Source organism: Streptomyces sp. DS1-CR2, from assembly GCF_055760475.1.
The window spans coordinates 174,215-192,434 of record NZ_CM147085.1; the positions used below are offsets into that span (position 1 = coordinate 174,215).

The window sequence follows — 18,220 nt, forward strand, 5'->3', positions numbered from 1 at the left end:
TATCACGCACCAACTCGTTACAGTTCCACGCCGTACGGCGGTTCCGCCCCGGCCCGCGAGCAGGTGACGGCCGCCGCTCGCGCCGCGAACCGCAGGACATCGCTCCAGTCGGCGGGCCCGAGCCCTGCGAGCCCGTCACGGGACAGACGGTCGCGGGAGTCCAGGGCGTGCAGCAGCGCCGCGTTCACTGTGTCGCCGGCCCCGATCGTGTCGACGACCTCGACGTCCACGCCGGGCACCGCGTGCGGGCCGTCGCCCATGGCGGTGAAAGCCGTCAGACCCGCACCACCACGGGTCACGATGACGGCCGACGGCCCGGCTGCGAGCCAGCCCTCGATGCCGCCGCCGAGCCACTCCGCATCCTCCTCACTGAGCTTGAGCAGGGAGACGTACGGCAGCCAGCTCTCGAAGCGTGCCCGGTAGGCGTCCGCGTCCGGGATCAGGCCGGCGCGGATGTTCGGGTCGAGGGCGACGAAGACGCCCCGCGCGGACTCGCGCCGCATCAGGTGCTCATACGCGCTCGCACCCGGTTCGAGGACGAGCGAGCACGTACCGACGGACAACGCCCTTACTCCCGACGGGAATTGAGCAGGGGCCCTGAACAGGCGGTCCGCGCTGCCCTCCGTATAGAAGGTGTACGTCGCCGAGCCGCCTTCGGCGACGGACGCGAGCGCGAGGGTGGTGGGTTCGGCGCCGCGCTGGACGAGGTCGACCGCCACTCCTTCCTTCTCCAGGTGCGAGACGAGTGCCGTACCGAACGCGTCGGTCGAGACGCGGGAGCAGAACGCGACGTCCGCGCCGAGCCGCCCGAGCGCGACGGCCGTGTTGTACGGTCCGCCGCCGCGCGCGGGCAGCAAGGGGGCGAGCGGGTCGCCGGTGCCGCTCTGCGGCACCAGGTCGATCAGGGCTTCACCGGCGACGACGATCACGCCAGGGCTTCCTTTCCGGTCAGGGTGATCCCCTTGGAGTCGGGGCGCAGGGTGAGTACGGAGACGGCGGTGACAGCGGCGACGCAACAGCCCATGACCGCATATGTGCCGCGGTAGCCGATGCTGTCGTAGCCGAGGCCGGCGAGCGGGGAGATGACGGCGGCGCCGAGCTGGGTGGCCAGCTGGAAGCCGACCAGATAGATCGTGGACGACAGCCGGGGCTCGAAGTGGCGGTTGATGTACTTGAAGATCGCGATCAGCATGATCGGCAGCTCGACAGAGTGCAGCAGTTTCACCGCGGAGATCGCGAGGGCGCCGGTGACCAGGCCGGAGAGCAGGATCCGGGCCGCCATGACGCAGCCGGAGATGAGCAGCGACTTCTTCGGCCCGATGCGGTTGACCAGGAACGGCGCGAGCGCCATGCCGCCCGCTTCGAGGAAGACCTGCACGGAGTTCAGGTCGGAGAACATCCGGTTGCCCTCGGCCTCGGTGGAGAAGAGCGAGGTGAAGTAGGAGGGGAACATCGCGTCGTACGTGTTGTACGTAGCTGTCACCGCGACCACGAAGAGCAGCAGGCCCCAGAAGGCGGGGTAGGTGAAGAGGGACTTCACGTCCGAGAGCGAGACCGAGGAGGCCGCTTCGTCGACGGCCTCGGCGCGGCGGCCGTCCGCGACCCGGATCGCGACGATCAGGCCGACGAAAACGGCGGCGGCGACGGACGCGGCCCAGAAGTTCAGATTCGGGTTGATGTTGAACAGGCGGCCCGCGAAGAAGGTGGCGGCGGCCCAGCCGAGCGAGCCGAACATCCGGGCCCGCCCGAACTCGAAGCCGTGGAAGCGGCCGAGGCGCTCGGTGTAGCTCTCCAAGGTCGCGACGGCGACGGCGAAGGCCATGGCCAGGTAGGCAGAGCCGACGACCAGGCCGAGGGCGAAGTGGTGCTTGAGCAGCGGCCCGTACACGTAGATGTACATCGGGCCGACCAGCAGCATCAGGCCGCCGATCCAGTACAGGAGGTTCTTGCGCAGGCCGAGGCGGTCCTGGAGGTAGCCGTAGACCGGCATCGTGATCAGACAGCCGATGGCGTTGGCGCTGATCACGAGCGAGCTGCGGCCGGCGCTCAGACCGATGTCCTGGGTCAGCCAGATCGAGAACAGCGACCAGGACAGCGACCACGTCACGAAGAACATGAAGAGCGCGGCGCTGGCCAGGGTGAAGTTCACCTTGCGCCGGCTGTGCCCGGGAGCAGGCGCGGCCCCGGACGCACCGGTGGGCCGATCGCCGCCGGGGTCCGTGCCCGTCTCCTGCCGGCCGGGACTGCCCGCGGCGGGGGACGTGGCCGTCACCGCTTCCTTCTGCATGGTCATGTGTGCGCTCCCTCGCGCCAGGCACCGCGTCGTACGCGCGGAGCCGCTTCATCATGCCGGAATGATTCATTCCGAATCTAGTCCCTAACACGTGCTAGGGCGGGATCACTATCACGTGTTAGGTTCCGTTTGGCAAGAGGCAGGACACGCACCGGCAACACGTCCGACACAGTGCGCCGGGCAGAACCACACACCGACGGTGGCGCGCACCCGAAACGGCGCGCCCGCGACGGCCCGACCTCCGGGCCCTACGGCAGTACCCGTGGGCCCTACGACAGAAAGTGACGCCGCCATGGCCGACCGGAACACACCCCGCCTCCACGTACGGCCCGCCGCCGGTCAGTGGTGCAACGACCCCAACGGCCCGCTCTTCCACGACGGCCGCTACCACCTCTTCTTCCAGCACAACCCGGGCGCGCCCGTCTGGGGCGACATCCACTGGGGCCACGCCTCCAGCCCCGACCTCGTGACCTGGACCGACCACGGCATCGCGCTCGCCCCGACCCCCGGAACCCGCGACGAGCTGGGCGCCTGGTCCGGCTGCGCGGTCGTCGACGACGGTGTGCCCACCGCCGTCTACACCGGAATGGACCGCACCGACGGCATCGGCTCGGTCATGCTCGCGCGCGCCGCCGACGAGGCGATATCGACGCTGAAGGCCGAGCCGGAAGCCGTCGTCCCCGGCCCGCCGACGGGCCTCGACCTGCTCGCCTTCCGCGACCCGTTCCTCTTCTCGTACGAGGGCCGGCGCTGGGCCGTGATCGGCGCCGGGCACCGTCGCGCGCCGGAGGCGGGCGGCCGCCCCGACGTGCTGCTCTACCGCGTCGACTCGCTCAACGAGTGGACCTACGCCGGCTCGCTCCTGGACGCGGCCCACCCGCTCGCGGCCCGCCACGCCGCTCCCGCCGACGCCTGGGAGTGCCCCGCGCTGCTGCCCACCGGTGACGGCCGCTGGATCCTGCTCCTGTCGCTGTGGGCCGCCGATATCACGTACTCGACCACGTATCTGATCGGTGATCTCGCGCCGTCCGGCACCGGGTTGACCTTCGTGCCGTCCTCGGGCGGCATGCTCGATCACGGCCGCGACTTCTACGCTCCCACCGCCCTCGTCGAGGACGGCCGAACCCTGCTGTGGGGCTGGAGCTGGGAGTCGCGTACCGAGGAGGAGTCCGTGACCGTCGGCTGGGCGGGCTGTCTGACGCACCCGCGCGAGATCGGCGTGCACGAGGACGGCACGTTGCGGCTCGCGCCCGCGCGGGAGTTGACGGGGCTGCGGGGCGCCGAACTGGCCGTGGGAGACGCGCTTCCCGCCGCGTACGAGATCGAGCTGGACGTGGCCGTCGGCCACCCCGACTCCGAGGTCGAACTGCACCTCGGGGACACCATCGCGCTGCGTCTGAACCCGACGCGCGGGCTCGCCACCCTCGACCGGACAGGCGCGCCAGCCACCTCGCACCATCCGCTGCCCAGGACCGCGCAGGTCACCGCCGTCGTGCCGGGCGGGTCCCGGGCGCGGCTGCGGGCTCTGGTCGACGGGCCGCTCGTCGAGGTGTTCGTCGACGAGCGGGCCATGCTGACGGAGAAGGTCTACCCCGCGCCCGAGGGCATGCTCGGCGTCGCGGTCGTGCGCGGTGCGGCCGAGGTCCGGGTGACCGCCTGGGAGCTGACCGGTCGCTGAGCCCGCGGGCGGGCGGCGAGAGCGCTACGGGGCGACGGCCCGGTCGCCCTCCCGACACCTGGGCGAGGCCCTTCCCACCCTCGGGCTCGTCGCCCCACCCCGTCGTGGTCGCCACCGGTCCCGCCATGGCGCTCGGCACGTGCATCGGCGGCCTGCGCATCAGGACGGCGGGTCACGGCATCACGGAGCTGTCCGGCGCCCAAGGCGCTTGCGCCGCCGCCGGTTCGCGGTTCAGCTCGGGCTGCCCACCGACTCCCGTTCCACCACCGGGCAGTCGAGCAGCAGGCCCGCCGACCGGTCGACGTCGTGCCCCGCGTCCGCCGCGTCGAGCAGAGCACGGACCGCCTCCGCGCCCATCTCGTAGTGCGGCAGCGCGACCGTGGTGAGTGCCGGGACCAGATGGGCCGCCATCTGGTCCTGGTCGTCGTAGCCGACGAGGGACAGCTTGCCGGGGACGTCGATCCCGAGCCGGGCCGCCGCCAGCATCGCGCCCGCCGCGACGCGGTCGTTGGCGCAGACGATGCCCGTCGGGCGGTCCTCACCGGGCCGGTCGAGGATCCGCAGGGCCGCCGCGTAGCCCTCGTCGATCTGCCAGCCCGCGCGCACCGTCCATCCCTCGCGCGCCGTGAGTCCGGCGGCGCGCAGGCCGTCGGTGAATCCGCGGGCGCGGTCGGACGCCGCGATGTTGCCGGTCTCGCCCGCGAGCAGCGCGATGTCGCGGTGGCCCGCCGTGATCAGCACGTCCACGGCCGAACGGCCGCCGCCCCGCTCGTCCGCCACCACGTACGCGTATGAATTCGGCTGCTGCGGGAGGCAGTTGGCGAGCACCGTGCGGGCCGGGTCCAGGCTGTCCGGGACCTGGGTACGGCGCATCGACATCGCCGCGTAGACGACGCCGTCGACCCGGCGGGCCCGCAGTTCGGCGATGGCCTCCGTTTCGGCGGCGGGATCGTTGCGTGACTCCAGGAGCAGGACCTGGTGCCCGCGTTCGCGGGCCGCGTCCATCGCGCCGAGCACCATCCGCCCGGCGAACGGGCTCGTCGCGATCTCGTCGCTGAGCAACCCGATGACCGCGCTCCGCTTGCGCCGAAGGGAACGGGCCACCTCGTCGGGCCGGTAGCCGAGTTCGTCGGCCGCCTTCTTGATCCGTTCCTGCGTGCCGGCGGAGAGGTTGCCCGCCGCGCGGCCGCTGAAGACGAAGGAGACGGCGGCCCGTGACACCCCGGCGAGTTCGGCTACGTCGCGGGCGGTGGGGCGGCGGTTCACGGTGTCGTCCTCGATTCATGGGGCCCTGGGTCGCGCCCGTTCGTGTACGCGGCCCGTGCATGCGTCCAGTATCTCCGTACGAGGTCACGAGTGCCGTCGGTAGGGTGCTCTCATGGTGGGCAGAGGCGGTTCGGGCGGCAAAGTGGTCAGTGCGCGGGGGCAGGACGCCGCCGGTGCCGGTGGCACTTCGGGCGCCGGCGCCCGGGGTGATGCGGGGGCAGCCGAGCCGGGTGCCGTCGCGCGGCCCACCTCCCGTGACGTGGCACGGCTCGCGGGCGTCTCGCACACCGCCGTGTCGTTCGTGTTCAACGGCCGCGCCGACGGCAATCTCTCCGCCGAGACCCAGCGCCGGATCCGCGAGGCTGCGACGGAGCTCGACTACCGGCCGAACGCCGTGGCACGCGGTCTGCGCAGTCGGCGTACCGCCGTGATCGGCCTGGTCACCGACCACATCGCGTCGTCGCCGTTCGCGGGCGCGCTGCTGCGCGGCGCGATGGAGACGGCCTGGGAGCATGAGCATCTGCTGTTGACCGTCGACTCCTCGGGCGACGCGGCGAAGGAGGACGCCGCCGTCGCCGAGCTGCTCGACCGGCGGGTCGACGGCATCGTGTACGCGGCGATGTCGCTGCGCCGCGCGGACCGGCTGCCGAAGGGGCTCGACCGCACGCCGTTCGTGCTGGCCAACTGCCTTCCCCCGGAGGGGAGTCCGCACGCCGCCGTGGTGCCCGCCGAGCGGGCCGGCGGGCGGGCCGCGGCACGGCTGCTGCTCGACGCGGGGCACCGGCGGCTCGCTCTCGTCGGCGGGCTCGACGACATCGCGACCGCCGAGCGGCTGCGCGGCTTCCGTGACGCGCTGCGCGGGGCCGGGCTGCGCGCGGCGGCCGAGGACGTGGTGCGCACGGGCGGCGAGATCTCGGCGGGGTACGAGGGGGGCCTGGGCGTCCTCGACCGGCCGCGCCCGGACCGTCCGACGGGCATCGTCTGCTACAACGACCGCGTCGCGGCGGGGGTGCTGCATGCCGCCACCCGGCTCGGGATCGACGTACCGGGCGAGGTGTCGCTGGTGGGGTACGACGACCAGGAGCACATGGCGGCGTTCCTGAATCCGCCGTTGACCAGCGTCGCGCTCCCGCATCGCGCGATGGGCGAGGAGGCGGTGCGACTGCTGCTCGACGCCATCGGCGCGCGGCGCGCGCCCGAGGCGCGGGTGCGGAAGCTGGAGTGCCCGGTGGTCGTGCGGGAGTCGGTGGGAAACGGGCCGGGCGCGCGACGGTAATCGGGCGCCCAGAGAGCCGGTTGCCGGGAACGGTTCGTTTCGGGCAGTGACCTAAATCGTGTCAGGAAAGTGAACCTGGCCCCTTTCCACCTTTAACGAGTTAGGTCTACAGTCCTGGTCGCCCCCCGTCAGTGAAGCTGGGAGAACCGAGGACCGATGATGCCCCCTGAGCCGCGCCTGAACCGCAGGACCCTTTTCCGTACGGCCACCGCCCTCGGCGCCGCCGCGGCGCTGCTGCCCGTCGCCGCGCCCGCGCAGGCCGCCGCCCCAGCGGCGCACAGGGTGAAGGCGAAGTCGAAGGCGAAGTCCACGTCGACGGCCACCGGCTACCGCGACACGTACCACTTCACGGTCCCCGACCAGTGGAAGAACGACCCGCAGCGGCCGATCTGGATCGAGGGCGAGTACCACTACTACTACCTCTACAACCCGGACTACCTCACGGGCGGGACGGAGGCCGGTACCACCTGGCGCCTGGCCACCAGCACCGATCTGGTGTCCTTCCGCGACCGGGGTGTCGCCGTGCCCAAGGACACGACTGCGAACGGGGACGTATGGTCGGGGTGCGCGGTGGTCGACCCCGGCAACACGGCCGGGTTCGGCGCGGGCGCCGTCATCGTCGTCGTCACGATGGCGCCTGACAGCACCGCCAACTCCCAGGCGCAGTACCTGTACTACTCCACAGACGGCGGCCACACCTTCACCAACCACGGCACCGACCCGGTCCTGGCCAACCCGGGTGTCAAGGACTTCCGCGACCCGAAGGTGATCCGCGACGAGGAGCGGGGCCGCTGGGTGATGGCCCTCGCCGAGAAGACCAAGGTCGGCATCTACCACTCCGACGACCTCAAGTCCTGGACATACGCGAGCGGCTTCACCCACGAGGGCCTCGGCACGCTGGAGTGCCCGGACCTGTTCCACATCACCGGCACCGGCGGCACGGCCACCTGGGTGCTCGGTGTGAGCGCCAACGGCAAGGCGTCCGGCCTGCCCAACACATACGCGTACTGGACCGGTTCCTTCGACGGCACCACCTTCACTCCGGACGCCGCCGCCCCCCAGTGGCTCGACCACGGCTTCGACTTCTACGGCGCCGTCACCTTCGACAAGCACCGCGCCGACGGCTCCGTCGACCCGGCCATGCGGTACGCGATCGGCTGGATGAACAACTGGGACTACCCCAACACCACGCCCACCATCGACTCCGACGGCTTCAACGGCACCGACTCGATCGTCCGCGAGGTGACCCTGCGCAAGGACCTCTCCGGCACGCTGTATCTCGCCACCAGCCCGGTCACCGCGCTCGACGACCACGTCTCGAAGACCGTGGACCTCGGCCATCTCACGGTCGACGGGGAGCTCGCGCTGTCGTACACCGGCATCTCGTACGAGCTGACCTGCGAGATCACCTGGGACGGCGCGCTCACCGGAGCGGGCGTCCAGCTGCGCAAGTCGGTCGACGGAGGGCGGCACATCGACGCGGGCGTCTATGACGACTTCGCCTTCGTCAACCGTCGTGGCGTGCCGAATCCGGACTCCTCCGGGAACTACCAGGAGAGCCATACGCCCTTCGACGCGGCCACGCGGTCGGTGCGGCTGCGCGCGCTCGTGGACCGGACGACCGTCGAAGTGTTCTTCGACGACGGGCGGTACGTGCACTCGATGGAGGCGTTCCCCTACCTGGTCGACACCGGGGTCTCGCTGTTCACCACCGGGGGCTCGGCGGTGTTCCGCGACACCATGATCCGGGAGTTCACCGTCTGAGGCACGACACACAGGGGTGAACCACTTTCCGCTGCCCGTCACTCGGACACCGAGTGACGGGCAGCAGGAGAGCCGCGGAACGCGAGCGCCGCGCGAACCGGAGCGCACAGGTCTTCACGGGCGGGGTGCTCCTTGCGCTGGGGCCGTCCCTGCCCGCGTGGAGCGCACTCGGGGGCGTGCTCGGTGTGCTGCATGCACCAGGGCCGTACCTGCGCACACGGAGCGCACCTTGCTGGCCTGGGACCTCTCATAAGCCCACGACGGTTTCCGACTACTTTCACAGGTTCCGGCAAACAGCACTTAATCGCGCATACGCGTTAAGGACGGGTGGCTCGGTCACCCGGCCACGGTGCCTGCCTGCTCGCAGGAGCAGGCAGAGCTGCGCCGCTTCCTTCCGTGCCGTGCACGGGGTTTCCTGCCCTTGCCGTAAGGCTGGTGCAGTCCACGGGCGTTCTACTCCCCCACCCAGGGGACGAGTTCACCCCCGCCAACGGCGAGGCGAACACCAGCACCATAAGACCGCCATCACCGGAAATCGAGAACCGACACATAACAGCAATAACGGTTCATATTGATTGTCAGTGGTGGCTGCAACGCTGGCCGGCATGAGTGAGAACACTGTCACCGTCGTCGTCCGTGAAGCTCTGGACCCGAGCCCCGGGCAGCGCGAGATCCTGCACCGCTATGCAGAGGCTTCCCGCCGCAGTTTCAACTTCGCCTACGGGATCAAACACGCCTGGCAGCAGCAGTGGAGTCACGGGCGTGATCGGCTGATTGCCCAGGGGCAGTCTCTGCAGGAGGCTGCGCGGAACGCGCCGAAGGTGAAGGTCCCGGGCCAGTTCGACATCCAGAAGACTTTCCTTGTCGTGAGGGACCGGCCGTTGCCGGGGCCGGTGTGGCCGGGTGAGGAGCCGCGGTCGTTGTATCCGTGGTGGCGTGGGGTGAACGCGATCGTGTGCCAGCAGGCGTTCCGGGACGCCGACACGGCGTTCTCGAACTGGAAGAGCGCTGCGCGGCGCGGTGTTCAGGTCGGTTATCCGCGGCCGAAGCGGTACGGGCGGTGCCGGGATTCGTTTCGGATGTTCAGCGTGCGGCTCGTGTCCCAGAACCTGCGCCACGTGCGGATCGCCGGGGAGAAGACGCCCGGCGGGCAAAAGGCATTTGTCGTGCGCCTGCGCCGCCCCGCGCGGCGTCTGGCACGGCTGCTTGCGCGGGGCGGGGAGGTCAAGTCGGTGACGATCGCGCGGGAGGGGCGCACCTGGTTCGCGTCCTTCAACGTGCGGATCCCGGCGCCGGAGCCGGTGCGGGCATCGCGCCGGCAGCGCAATGCAGGCGCAGTTGGGGTGGATCTCGGCGTGGCGGTGTTCGCGGCGACGTCCAGCCCGCTGGCTATCGGCGACGACAAGGTGCAGCTGTTCGAGAATCCGCGGCACTTGGACAATGCCCGGCGGCAGCTGCACAAGTGGCAGCGGCGCATGGCCGCCGGTATGTGAAGGGGCTGCCCGTCTGGCGGCAGTCGGCGGGCTGGTGCCAGGCGCGGGACGAGGTGGCGCGGCTGCATGCGCTGGTCGCGGCGCGGCGTGCGTCGACGCAGCATCTGCTGACCAAGCGTCTGGTGACGCAGTTCGCGCACGTCGCCCTGGAGGATCTGCAGGTGAAGAACATGACCCGCAGCGCGCGGGGGACGGTGCAGGAGCCGGGACGGAACGTGAAGGCGAAGGCGGGCTTGAACCGGTCGATGCTGGATGTCGGGTTCGCGGAGATCAGGCGGCAGATCCAGTACAAGGCCCCCTGGTACGGGGCGCGGGTGAGCGCGGTCAACCCCGCCTACACCTCCCAGACCTGCAACCGGTGCGGCCACGTGGACGCCAAGAGCCGCCGCACCCGTGACCTGTTCACCTGCACCCGATGCGGGCACCACACGCACGCCGACATCGGCGCGGCCGTCAACATCAAGCACCGCGCCCTCGCCGCCCAGGAAGAAGCTGCTGGACGGGAGCCGGACGGCGGACAGAGCCCAGGGGCGGACGGGAAGTGAGTCGAAGGATGCGTGACGGTGCTGCCAAAGGCCCTGACCTGCCCGATCCCCGCGAGCCGATGACCGTCGAGGCGGTCCTTTCACGGTGGCCTACCGGCGCATGGAAACGCGAGCTCATCGACGGAGTCATTTACTTCTACGGCGAGTTCGACCAGCGGGATGTCGAGATCGCCGAGCGGACATACCCAAGGCGCCGTGTGCTGGTCAACCGCGCTGGAATCCTTGAAGTTCATCCAGGCGGCGCGGGCCCGGTACGGTCCGTGCTGGACAGCTCGTGAAGCCCGGGGACGCTGCGACGCTGCCCGCTCCTAGAGGGCACGCCGTCTTCAAGACGGCTGCCGACGGCCCGCGCCGCCTCAGCGCAGTCTTGAGCTGGCGTGTCTCCGACGGGCGGCCCCCCTCCTCGCCTGGGCCGAGCCTCATCTACTGGGGCACCTGCTAGTTCTTCAGCTCCCCGACCTGGACCGCGAGCTCCTTGTTGCGCGACGCGCTGGATGAGCATGACGGCGACACTGTCGTTGATGACGTGCGGGCTGAAATGACCCTGCGGCCGCAGGGCGCAGGGGTTCTTGGTGTTCACGGTGTCGGCTTCGTGTTCACGGTGTCGTGGAGAGAGCCGGTGTCTTGGCCGGGAGGGGTTGCTGGGAGACTCGCTGCCTGTGACTCACTCTGATCTTGCTCGCCGTATCCATGCTGCTTCCCATCTGACCGGGCAATTCACGCTTCGGTCCGACCGTACTGCCACGGAGTACTTCGACAAGTACCGGTTCGAGGGCGACCCGGTACTGCTGGACGAGATCGCCCGGGAGATGGCTCCGCTGGTGCCGCCGGGCACCGAGGTCCTGGCCGGCCTGGAGATGGGCGGCATCCCGGTGGTTACCGCACTCGGCCGACACACGGGGCTCCCCTACGCTTTCGTGCGCAAGCAGGCCAAACCGTATGGCACCTGCCGTCTCGCCGAGGGCGCCGACGTCGAAGGCCGTCGGGTGACGGTCGTTGAGGATGTGGTCACCAGTGGTGGACAGATCGTGCTGTCGACCGCGGACCTGCGGGGTCTGGGGGCTCAGGTGCAGGAGGCTCTGTGCGTGATCGACCGTGAGCAAGGCGGTGCCGCTGCCCTCGCGGCCGAGGGCATCGGACTGTTGTCGCTGCTGACGGCCGCAGATCTGCGGGCCGCTGCCGTCTGATCGGCCGGGCTCCCTTCAGTCCGTCGCGTGTGTCTCGGTGATGGCGAGGCGCGTGGAGGACTCGTCCACGATGCTCTTCTCGTCGGCGAACGCGGCGATGAGCGACTGCAGGGCGATGTTGTTGACCGAGCGGGGCAGGCCGCGGCTGGTGAGGTGGATCAGGTCGACGGCGTCGTCGGAGAACAGCGGATCAACGCGTCCAGCCAGCAGGCACAGTGCTTCTGTGAGAAGGGGCTCTGTCGTACCCGCGACGTAGGGTCCGGACACGTGACCGATGAACCCACACGTGAGATGAACCGTCTGATCGATCTGGAGCGAGCAGCCGTCGCCGCCTTCGCAGCCGTACGGGGTGAGCCCTACTCCGCGGAGGCATGGAAGCCCTGGTACGACGCGACATGGGCCTTTCAGAAGGAGGTCACGGCCTATGCGAAGCAGGACGGGGTGGGCATGAGCCGCTACGAGGTTGAGATGGCCGCGAAGGCAGCCGCCAGGCACGAGACGCCCGCTGAGTGATGCGCAAGTGCGGAGCCCCCGTCACCGGCCCAGTGAATCCGGTGGCCGCGGCCGCCCTCGCTGCCCGCGTCGACCAGATCCGCGGCCGTACGGAACTGGCTGGCTCACCGCCCTGCACCACCTCGGCGGCCGTGAGGGCGCGTTCTTCCGGGCGCGCACCTCACGCGGCACCCTGCACGAGCCGGGCCGTCGCGAAGGAACGCTGAAGTCCAGGACGGCGGACGGCGGGTACCGGTGCAATGAGGGCGGTGATCTGGTCATTCAGCCGTACCAGGTCCCGGGCCAGAGCCTGGGCCTTGCTCGGCTTGTCCCCGCCGCGGCCGGTGCGGCCCTCGCGGTCACGGCGGCGCTTGTCGTCCATGGCCCGCTTCACCGCGTCGCGGAAGGCGTCGTCCTCCTCCACCAACTCCCGCAGCACCTTGTCCCGTTCCACGGGAGGCAGGGACCCGAGGTACTGGGCCACGGACATGTCGCCGGCGGGGTCGAGCAGGTCCTGCAGGCCGGGGCCGATGCCCAGGGCACGGAGGTACTGGATGCGGCCGACGCCGGCCCCGCCGCTTCCTGCAGCAGCAAGCGGAGCGTGCTGTAGTCCTCGTCGTACGGCTTGCCGGAGGGAGCCAGGCGGGCCCCTTCGCGAAGCGCGCTGTAGCTGACGTGGACGCCGCTGTCGGCCACGAGCTGCCGCACGGGCGGGGTGCACATGCGGACGGTGTGCCGGTACTGCCGGGCCGCCCTGGGGCTCAGGCTGATCTCGTCGTAGTACTGGTCGAAGGCGCCGTCCGGGCCGCCCGGGGCCGTGACAGTCAGCAGCTTGTCGCCGATGACGAGGCGGTTCTCGCAGCGCTCGTTCATCAGCCGGCGGCCCTCGCGCACGTCATGGTCTGTGTAGCTCATACGGATTCCTCATTGAACCGATGGGATGAGCGCACAGAGTAATCGGGTGAATGCGTACCGTTTGATCTTCCAAGATGCCTTGTGGTGTGCCGTGTTGACGCTCGCCGGCTCCGAACAGCACAGTTTCGGCGTCAAGTCGGGGCAGGGCTGCACCCGCACCGGTGACGGCGAGGGAGGCTGCGGTCCTGCTTCAGCAAACGGGGCGCCCGCAATCGTGCCACGCCCTTGGCGAAGGCGATTGCGTCACCGATCTGCCCGCCCGTCAGCACAAAGGTCAACACCACGCCTGGCCACTTCACGCGAGTGGTTATTCTGTGCGATTGTAGCCGAATGCCTCCTGTTCCCAGTATTGTTATGTGGATCGCCTTTATCGCTGCACTAATCCAGGCGATCACAACAGCCATTCACGTCCGTCACGACCGGACAACGAGCGATTCCATCCCGCACAGGGAAGTGCCGAATAGATTAGCCATACTAGGCCTGATCGTCTCGACATTCACAACACTCTCGATAGCCAGTACAAGCTGGGCGTGGGAGCGCAGGGAACTCGGAACGCTATCCTACTATGTGATCCGAGACGAGTTGCACGCTAAACTCTTTCGCGCTGCGCTCCTTATTATTAACGTGGCGGGCGAGATGATCCTCTACTTCCCGGCGGCGCTATTGCTTGGCGTGATAATCGGCAGTCTAGTTGTTGGACACCTGGACAGGACGCAGATTTATGTACACATCGCAACGCTAGTCACGACCGCGACGGCTAGTGTGCTGGTTGTCGTCGCCGAGACATGCATCGACGAGGTACTGCTTATTGACTGGCCGTTTATCGATTTCCTTGTCCTCTGTGGCTTTGAGGCGGCAACTGAAATTCCAGTCGAGCAATCAAGTGACGACGGCAGTAAACTCAACACCACAGCCAATCCCGACACTGAGGCGTTGTCCGTAGACCCTATTGACAAGCGGGCATATCAAAGCCCTAGCCGAGGACGCGCGTTGACCGTTCTAGGGTGGGCGCTGGGCGCCCTGGGATTGTTGTTAGCCATCATTTGTCAACCGTTATACGATGCCCTTGTGTCGGATTTCCCATTGTGGGTACATCCGCTGCTCGGGTTCGTGGTCCTGGTGCCTTCGTTCCTGCTCTGGAATGTCGGCAATGTTCTGTTGAAACGGGGAAGGCGGCACCGCCACCGGATCATTCCTTCGTTGGAGGAGCTCACCGGGGAGCGATATCTGCTCTACCTGCGGCCCTTCGCCATTGACTCCGCAATGGCCTTACCACCGGACGAGGCCCCCGGCTGGATTGCGCGTTCACCTTTCGAGCTTCCGGGAACGCACGAAGAATTCTTGGTGCGTCAGTTCCGCGGCCTCGGTCGTACCGTCGCGATCGGGCAACCCGGCGAACTCCTGCCGGCCCTCGGGGCGGAGCGCGGTTATCTGCCCGTCGACAACTGGAAGGACACGGTGAGCAAGCTAATCCAGGGCGCCCACGCAGTGATCATGATGGCAGCCCCAGGTCCGGGGACAGCGTGGGAGTTCACTGAAGCGTTACGCACTGCCACACCTACGCGGTTACTATTGCTCGTCTATGGCGAGGAGATATACCACGCTTTCCGGGAAGATGCAGCAGAAGAGTACGCGGCAAGGTCGTCCGCCGAGCCAGACGTTAACTGGCCACCACTACCGCAATTGCCGGACATTCCACCGCCCGCACCGTATGCCAAGGGGATTCGATGGGACTTTCCCTTCGAAGGAATTCTGTCTTTCGATAACCAATGGAGTCCGCAGTTCACGCGATTCCTGCCAACCGTGCCACGAATAAGACATGTTTGGACCATCCGCCGACTGGTACGGCGCGAACTCGATCCAATTCTGGGCCCGTTGTCTCGACTGCCCCCAGCGCCGCCACTCCCGTAACGGCGGCGAGACGACACAATCGACAGAGATGCCTCACCACGCCGCGTCGAGCCGCCTTCGAATCCGGGCCACGCGCTCAGGCATCGGACGCTGACTGAGAGCAATGATGGGACTGGTCAACTCCCGCAGGAATGAGCTGTTCTCAGGACCAACCGACCCGACGTCCTTGGCGCGCACAATCACCGGAAACCCGGTCAGGGCCGAGTCGTCCGAGGGCCTCTCACCCTCGGACTACCGAACCACGATGGCGCAGAATCCCACCAAGTAGGAGAGAGCGAAGATGCCTGGTACCCACTGCTCGACGTAGGTCAGGGGAAGGTACTTGCGCCAGTCGCGGCCCTCGCCGAGCGCCCCCCACTCCGCCCGGGAGTATGCAAACGCCGGCAGTCGTTCCTCCAGGGCTCCGATCACGGCGTACTTGGCGGAGTTGAGCTGCCGGTACGAGCGCACCATGACGAACCATGCGGCGCATTGGGCGAGCAGGATGACCAGCCCGGCCAGAAGCACTAGGACCGACATGTGGGCCAGCCTGCTGGAGGACGTCGCCGCCACGATCGCCACGACCGCGCTATTGAGCGACAGGAAGAACGTGTTGGTCAGGTTGCGTCGGGAACTGACCCGGTCCGCCATCTCCACACAGAGCTTGTACTGGTCAAGCATCGCCTGCAGATACCGGTCGTTGGCCTCCGAATAGTCGGATGGGCCGACCGCCGTGTTCCACAACGCATCCCCGATGTCGCTCATGCCCTCAGCATGGCCAACAGCAGAGACAGATGGGACCGATTCGGCTTGATCGGTAGCCGCGGGCGTCATTCTTGGAGTGGAGACAGAGTGAACCGTTCCGGGTTTGATCGAGACTCTAGGTTGTGACTGTGACCTGGGGTTTCGTGGTTGCTCGGTAGTAGTTGTTCTCGTATTCGACGGGTGGGATGTGCCCGATCTCACCGTGGAGTCGGCGGTGGCAGTACCAGTCGACCCACTCAGCAGTGGCCAACTCGACCTCGGACAGCGTCTTCCAAGGTCGGCGGGGCTTGATCAGCTCGGTCTTGAAGAGTCCGATCGTGGACTCCATCAGGGAGTTGTCGTACGCGTCGCCGACCGATCCGATCGACGCGGCGATGCCGGCCTTCTCGAGGTGCTCGGCAAGTGCGAACGATGTGTACTGCGACCCGGCATCGGAGTGATGTATCAACTCGCCCTTCCGATAGGAGTGTTGGTCGCGATCACGTTGCCACAGGGCCATCTCGAGAGCGTCCAGGACGAGCCGTGTCTCCTTCGAGATGGCCGCTGACCAGCCGACGATACGGCGGGAGAAGGTGTCCACGACGAACGCGACGTAGACGACGCCGGCGAACGTGGCGACGTGGGTGAAGTCGGCGACCCAGCAACGGTTCGGGGCCGGGGCGACGAAGTCACGGTCCACGAGGTCCGGGGCCCGCTCCGCGCTCACGTCGGGAATCGTGGTGATCACCCGCTTGCCGCGGACCGCGCCGGTGATCCCGAGGTCACGCATGAGGCGTTCGACGGTGCAGCGGGCCACCGCGACATCCTGGCGGTTCAGGTGCCGCCAGATCTTCCGGGCACCGTAGACACGGTAGTTGGCCTCGTACGTCTGGGTGATCAGGTCCTTCAGCTCGGCGTCGCGGAGGGTGCGGGCCGCAGGCTTGGCCTGGCGTTTGTGGTGGGCGTAGTAGGTGGACGGGGCGATCTTGCAGTCGTGGTCGGTGAGGACCCGGCAGATCGGCTCGACGCCGCCGAAGCGGCCCTTGTACTCGTCGATGAACGCTACGAGCGTGTGTGTGGCCGGTCGAGCTCGGCCGCGAAGAAAGACGCCGCAGCCTTCAAGATCTCGTTCGCCCGCTTGAGTTCGGCGATCTCCTTCTTCATCGCCTTGACCTGCGCGGACTCCTCCGTCGTAGTGCCCGGACGGGCACCTGCATCGATCTGGTCCTGCCGCACCCACTTGCGCAGCGTCTCGGTCGTGCCGATGCCCAGTTTCTGGGCGACCGCTTTCATCGCGGCCCACTCGGTTTCATACTCGGGCCGCACCTCGGCGACCATCCGCACCGCACGACGGCGCAGCTCAAGCGGGTACTGGGAAGGACGTGCCATGACTCGATCCTCTCAAACGATCGAGTCCCTACCGAACCCGGAACGGTTCAGAGCGCGGGCGGGTGCTCAGCCGTGCGTGCCGCTCGCGCCAGGAACGCGTCCTGGCAGGAGCCTCATGGCAGTAGACACACACCGTCAGCTTTGGCGTGAGGCCCCGTCCGGCCACACCACATCCACGGGAATGCCCATCGCTTGCGCTTCGAGGACGGTGTCGGCCGTGCCGCCCCCCTTGCCACTGGGAGGTTCGCCGTTCCAGACGGCGACGAGGCGGTCGGCGCGTTCTAGCAGTACGGAGTTGGCGGCGTCGTATGCCTGCCGATCGGCGGTCGCGCGGGGCAGGACGACGACTTCATCAGCGGCGTCGACGAGATAGTCAAAGAGGGGGGCATCGTGGGGCTCGACCGTGTTCCGGCGATAGTCCTCGGAGGGGATGACGACGATCAGACGTCCGCCGGCGGCAAAGACGGCTTCGGCGAACAGGGAGTCGGAGCCCTTCGCGATGCAGGAAATTCCGACGAGCGTGCCCTCGTCGGTGTACTGGTCGAGCAGTTCGGCCAGGGCGGTACGGACCAAAGGGATGCTGTCCTCGGTCAGGTCCATGTGCCCGGTCACCGCGATGGTCGTCACAGTTCATCCCCTTCTGTCCCCGGCACCGGTGATCGCGACCCCTACGGTAGCGAGCGTTCGAAGTCGGGGAGTGCCAGGAGAGACCTGAGCTTTCCCATCCAGATCACGGACGATCTCCGCGCACATGCCTAACTTGCCTTGCGGTGCTGTAACACGCTGATCTGCGATGACAGTTGACAGCCCTAGATAATGATTGGTCTCCCCCAACTACGAACCGCTGAGCGCAGTAGATCACCGAGTGAACACGAGTGGCAACGGAGCGGCAAAGGAAAGCTCCACCGCCGGTAGGGCTACCGGGTCGGTCTGGTGGTGCCCTTCGGTGCGAGGTGCCAATAGGCCCCCAGCAGCCCAGGTCAGGGGCCGAGGTGTCGGCGCAGCTTGGTCTCGGTCAGCTCGGCCTGGGCAAGCAGGTCGAGGAGGTCCCGGGTGAGTTCGTCGACGGTGTCGTGCACGGGCTGCGTGTGGCTGCCGGATTCGTCGGCCGCGCTGCCCACGTACCTGCCGCACTCCAGGGCGCGGCGATGTCAGGCGCGGCGTGTAGATCTGGCTTTGACATACCGCTCGACGGTGCGCTGGGAGATCCGCAGCATCTGGGCGACCGCCTTGGTGCTCTTGAGCTGCTTGACCTTCCCCGCGAACGCACCTGGGTGGCGGGGCGGGC

Annotated in this window: 19 protein-coding genes and 1 pseudogene; 9 read left to right on the top strand and 11 right to left on the bottom strand. The window is 68.0% G+C overall.

Annotation, left to right across the window (positions count from 1 at the left end; translation table 11 throughout):
- Positions 1-17: 17 nt before the first annotated feature.
- Positions 18-929 (bottom strand): carbohydrate kinase family protein, encoded by a 912-nt coding sequence (locus ACY0PA_RS00910; RefSeq protein WP_473082864.1) that lies wholly within the window; start codon positions 927-929, stop codon positions 18-20.
- Positions 926-2,293, bottom strand: a complete 1,368-nt coding sequence (locus ACY0PA_RS00915; protein WP_473082865.1) for an oligosaccharide MFS transporter — start codon at positions 2,291-2,293, stop codon at positions 926-928. The genes ACY0PA_RS00910 and ACY0PA_RS00915 overlap by 4 nt, the downstream gene beginning before the upstream one ends.
- Positions 2,294-2,585: 292 nt before the next feature.
- Between ACY0PA_RS00915 and ACY0PA_RS00920 the strand changes: the two genes are divergently transcribed.
- Positions 2,586-3,971, top strand: a complete 1,386-nt coding sequence (locus tag ACY0PA_RS00920; RefSeq protein ID WP_473082866.1) for a glycoside hydrolase family 32 protein — start codon at positions 2,586-2,588, stop codon at positions 3,969-3,971.
- A gap of 231 nt (positions 3,972-4,202) precedes the next feature.
- On the opposite strand, the gene ACY0PA_RS00925 is transcribed toward ACY0PA_RS00920, so the two are convergent.
- On the bottom strand, positions 4,203-5,237 hold the full coding sequence (locus ACY0PA_RS00925; RefSeq protein WP_473082867.1) for a LacI family DNA-binding transcriptional regulator: 1,035 nt from the start codon (positions 5,235-5,237) through the stop codon (positions 4,203-4,205).
- 112 nt (positions 5,238-5,349) lie between these two features.
- Between ACY0PA_RS00925 and ACY0PA_RS00930 the strand changes: the two genes are divergently transcribed.
- The 6 genes from ACY0PA_RS00930 to ACY0PA_RS00955 all read left to right on the top strand — a co-directional run bounded on the left by ACY0PA_RS00930 (position 5,350) and on the right by ACY0PA_RS00955 (position 11,502).
- A complete protein-coding gene (locus ACY0PA_RS00930; RefSeq protein WP_473082868.1) occupies positions 5,350-6,513 on the top strand; it encodes a LacI family DNA-binding transcriptional regulator in 1,164 nt (387 codons plus the stop codon).
- Between the two features lie 159 nt (positions 6,514-6,672).
- A complete protein-coding gene (locus tag ACY0PA_RS00935; RefSeq protein WP_473086200.1) occupies positions 6,673-8,277 on the top strand; it encodes a glycoside hydrolase family 32 protein in 1,605 nt (534 codons plus the stop codon).
- 605 nt (positions 8,278-8,882) lie between these two features.
- Positions 8,883-9,770: an RNA-guided endonuclease InsQ/TnpB family protein gene (locus ACY0PA_RS00940; protein ID WP_473082869.1), complete on the top strand. Its 888-nt coding sequence runs from the start codon at positions 8,883-8,885 to the stop codon at positions 9,768-9,770.
- Positions 9,740-10,315, top strand: a complete 576-nt coding sequence (locus tag ACY0PA_RS00945) for an RNA-guided endonuclease InsQ/TnpB family protein (protein WP_473082870.1) — start codon at positions 9,740-9,742, stop codon at positions 10,313-10,315. Before ACY0PA_RS00940 ends, ACY0PA_RS00945 begins: the two co-directional genes overlap by 31 nt.
- An 8-nt stretch (positions 10,316-10,323) precedes the next feature.
- A complete protein-coding gene (locus ACY0PA_RS00950) occupies positions 10,324-10,593 on the top strand; it encodes a hypothetical protein (protein WP_473082871.1) in 270 nt (89 codons plus the stop codon).
- A gap of 360 nt (positions 10,594-10,953) precedes the next feature.
- A complete protein-coding gene (locus tag ACY0PA_RS00955; RefSeq protein ID WP_473082872.1) occupies positions 10,954-11,502 on the top strand; it encodes an orotate phosphoribosyltransferase in 549 nt (182 codons plus the stop codon).
- A 15-nt stretch (positions 11,503-11,517) separates the two neighbouring features.
- Here ACY0PA_RS00955 and ACY0PA_RS00960 read toward each other — a convergent pair whose 3' ends face one another.
- Positions 11,518-11,769: a hypothetical protein gene (locus ACY0PA_RS00960; RefSeq protein WP_473082873.1), complete on the bottom strand. Its 252-nt coding sequence runs from the start codon at positions 11,767-11,769 to the stop codon at positions 11,518-11,520.
- Between ACY0PA_RS00960 and ACY0PA_RS00965 the strand changes: the two genes are divergently transcribed.
- A complete protein-coding gene (locus ACY0PA_RS00965) occupies positions 11,770-12,015 on the top strand; it encodes a hypothetical protein (RefSeq protein ID WP_473082874.1) in 246 nt (81 codons plus the stop codon).
- A 160-nt stretch (positions 12,016-12,175) separates the two neighbouring features.
- On the opposite strand, the gene ACY0PA_RS00970 is transcribed toward ACY0PA_RS00965, so the two are convergent.
- Both ACY0PA_RS00970 and ACY0PA_RS00975 read right to left on the bottom strand, forming a co-directional pair.
- Positions 12,176-12,418 (bottom strand): hypothetical protein, encoded by a 243-nt coding sequence (locus tag ACY0PA_RS00970; RefSeq protein ID WP_473082875.1) that lies wholly within the window; start codon positions 12,416-12,418, stop codon positions 12,176-12,178.
- Positions 12,385-12,909, bottom strand: a complete 525-nt coding sequence (locus ACY0PA_RS00975) for a hypothetical protein (protein WP_473082876.1) — start codon at positions 12,907-12,909, stop codon at positions 12,385-12,387. The genes ACY0PA_RS00970 and ACY0PA_RS00975 overlap by 34 nt, the downstream gene beginning before the upstream one ends.
- A 330-nt stretch (positions 12,910-13,239) precedes the next feature.
- Between ACY0PA_RS00975 and ACY0PA_RS00980 the strand changes: the two genes are divergently transcribed.
- Positions 13,240-14,820 (top strand): hypothetical protein, encoded by a 1,581-nt coding sequence (locus tag ACY0PA_RS00980; RefSeq protein ID WP_473082877.1) that lies wholly within the window; start codon positions 13,240-13,242, stop codon positions 14,818-14,820.
- Between the two features lie 231 nt (positions 14,821-15,051).
- On the opposite strand, the gene ACY0PA_RS00985 is transcribed toward ACY0PA_RS00980, so the two are convergent.
- The 5 genes and pseudogenes from ACY0PA_RS00985 to ACY0PA_RS01005 form a co-directional block, all read right to left on the bottom strand.
- Entirely contained in the window at positions 15,052-15,564 is a 513-nt protein-coding gene (locus ACY0PA_RS00985) for a RipA family octameric membrane protein (protein WP_473082878.1), read from the bottom strand.
- 115 nt (positions 15,565-15,679) lie between these two features.
- A protein-coding gene (locus tag ACY0PA_RS00990) for an IS3 family transposase (RefSeq protein WP_473082610.1) occupies positions 15,680-16,932 on the bottom strand; the annotation gives its coding sequence in 2 pieces (ribosomal slippage) (positions 15,680-16,650 and positions 16,650-16,932; 1,254 coding nt in all).
- 135 nt (positions 16,933-17,067) lie between these two features.
- Positions 17,068-17,559: a hypothetical protein gene (locus tag ACY0PA_RS00995; RefSeq protein ID WP_473082879.1), complete on the bottom strand. Its 492-nt coding sequence runs from the start codon at positions 17,557-17,559 to the stop codon at positions 17,068-17,070.
- 353 nt (positions 17,560-17,912) lie between these two features.
- The gene (locus ACY0PA_RS01000; protein ID WP_473082880.1) at positions 17,913-18,053 is read right to left on the bottom strand and encodes a hypothetical protein; all 141 of its coding nucleotides are present in this window, start codon (positions 18,051-18,053) and stop codon (positions 17,913-17,915) included.
- Positions 18,054-18,107: 54 nt separating this feature from the next.
- Positions 18,108-18,185, bottom strand: a pseudogene (locus ACY0PA_RS01005) (telomere-protecting terminal protein Tpg); the annotation flags it as partial.
- Between the last annotated feature and the right edge of the window lie 35 nt (positions 18,186-18,220).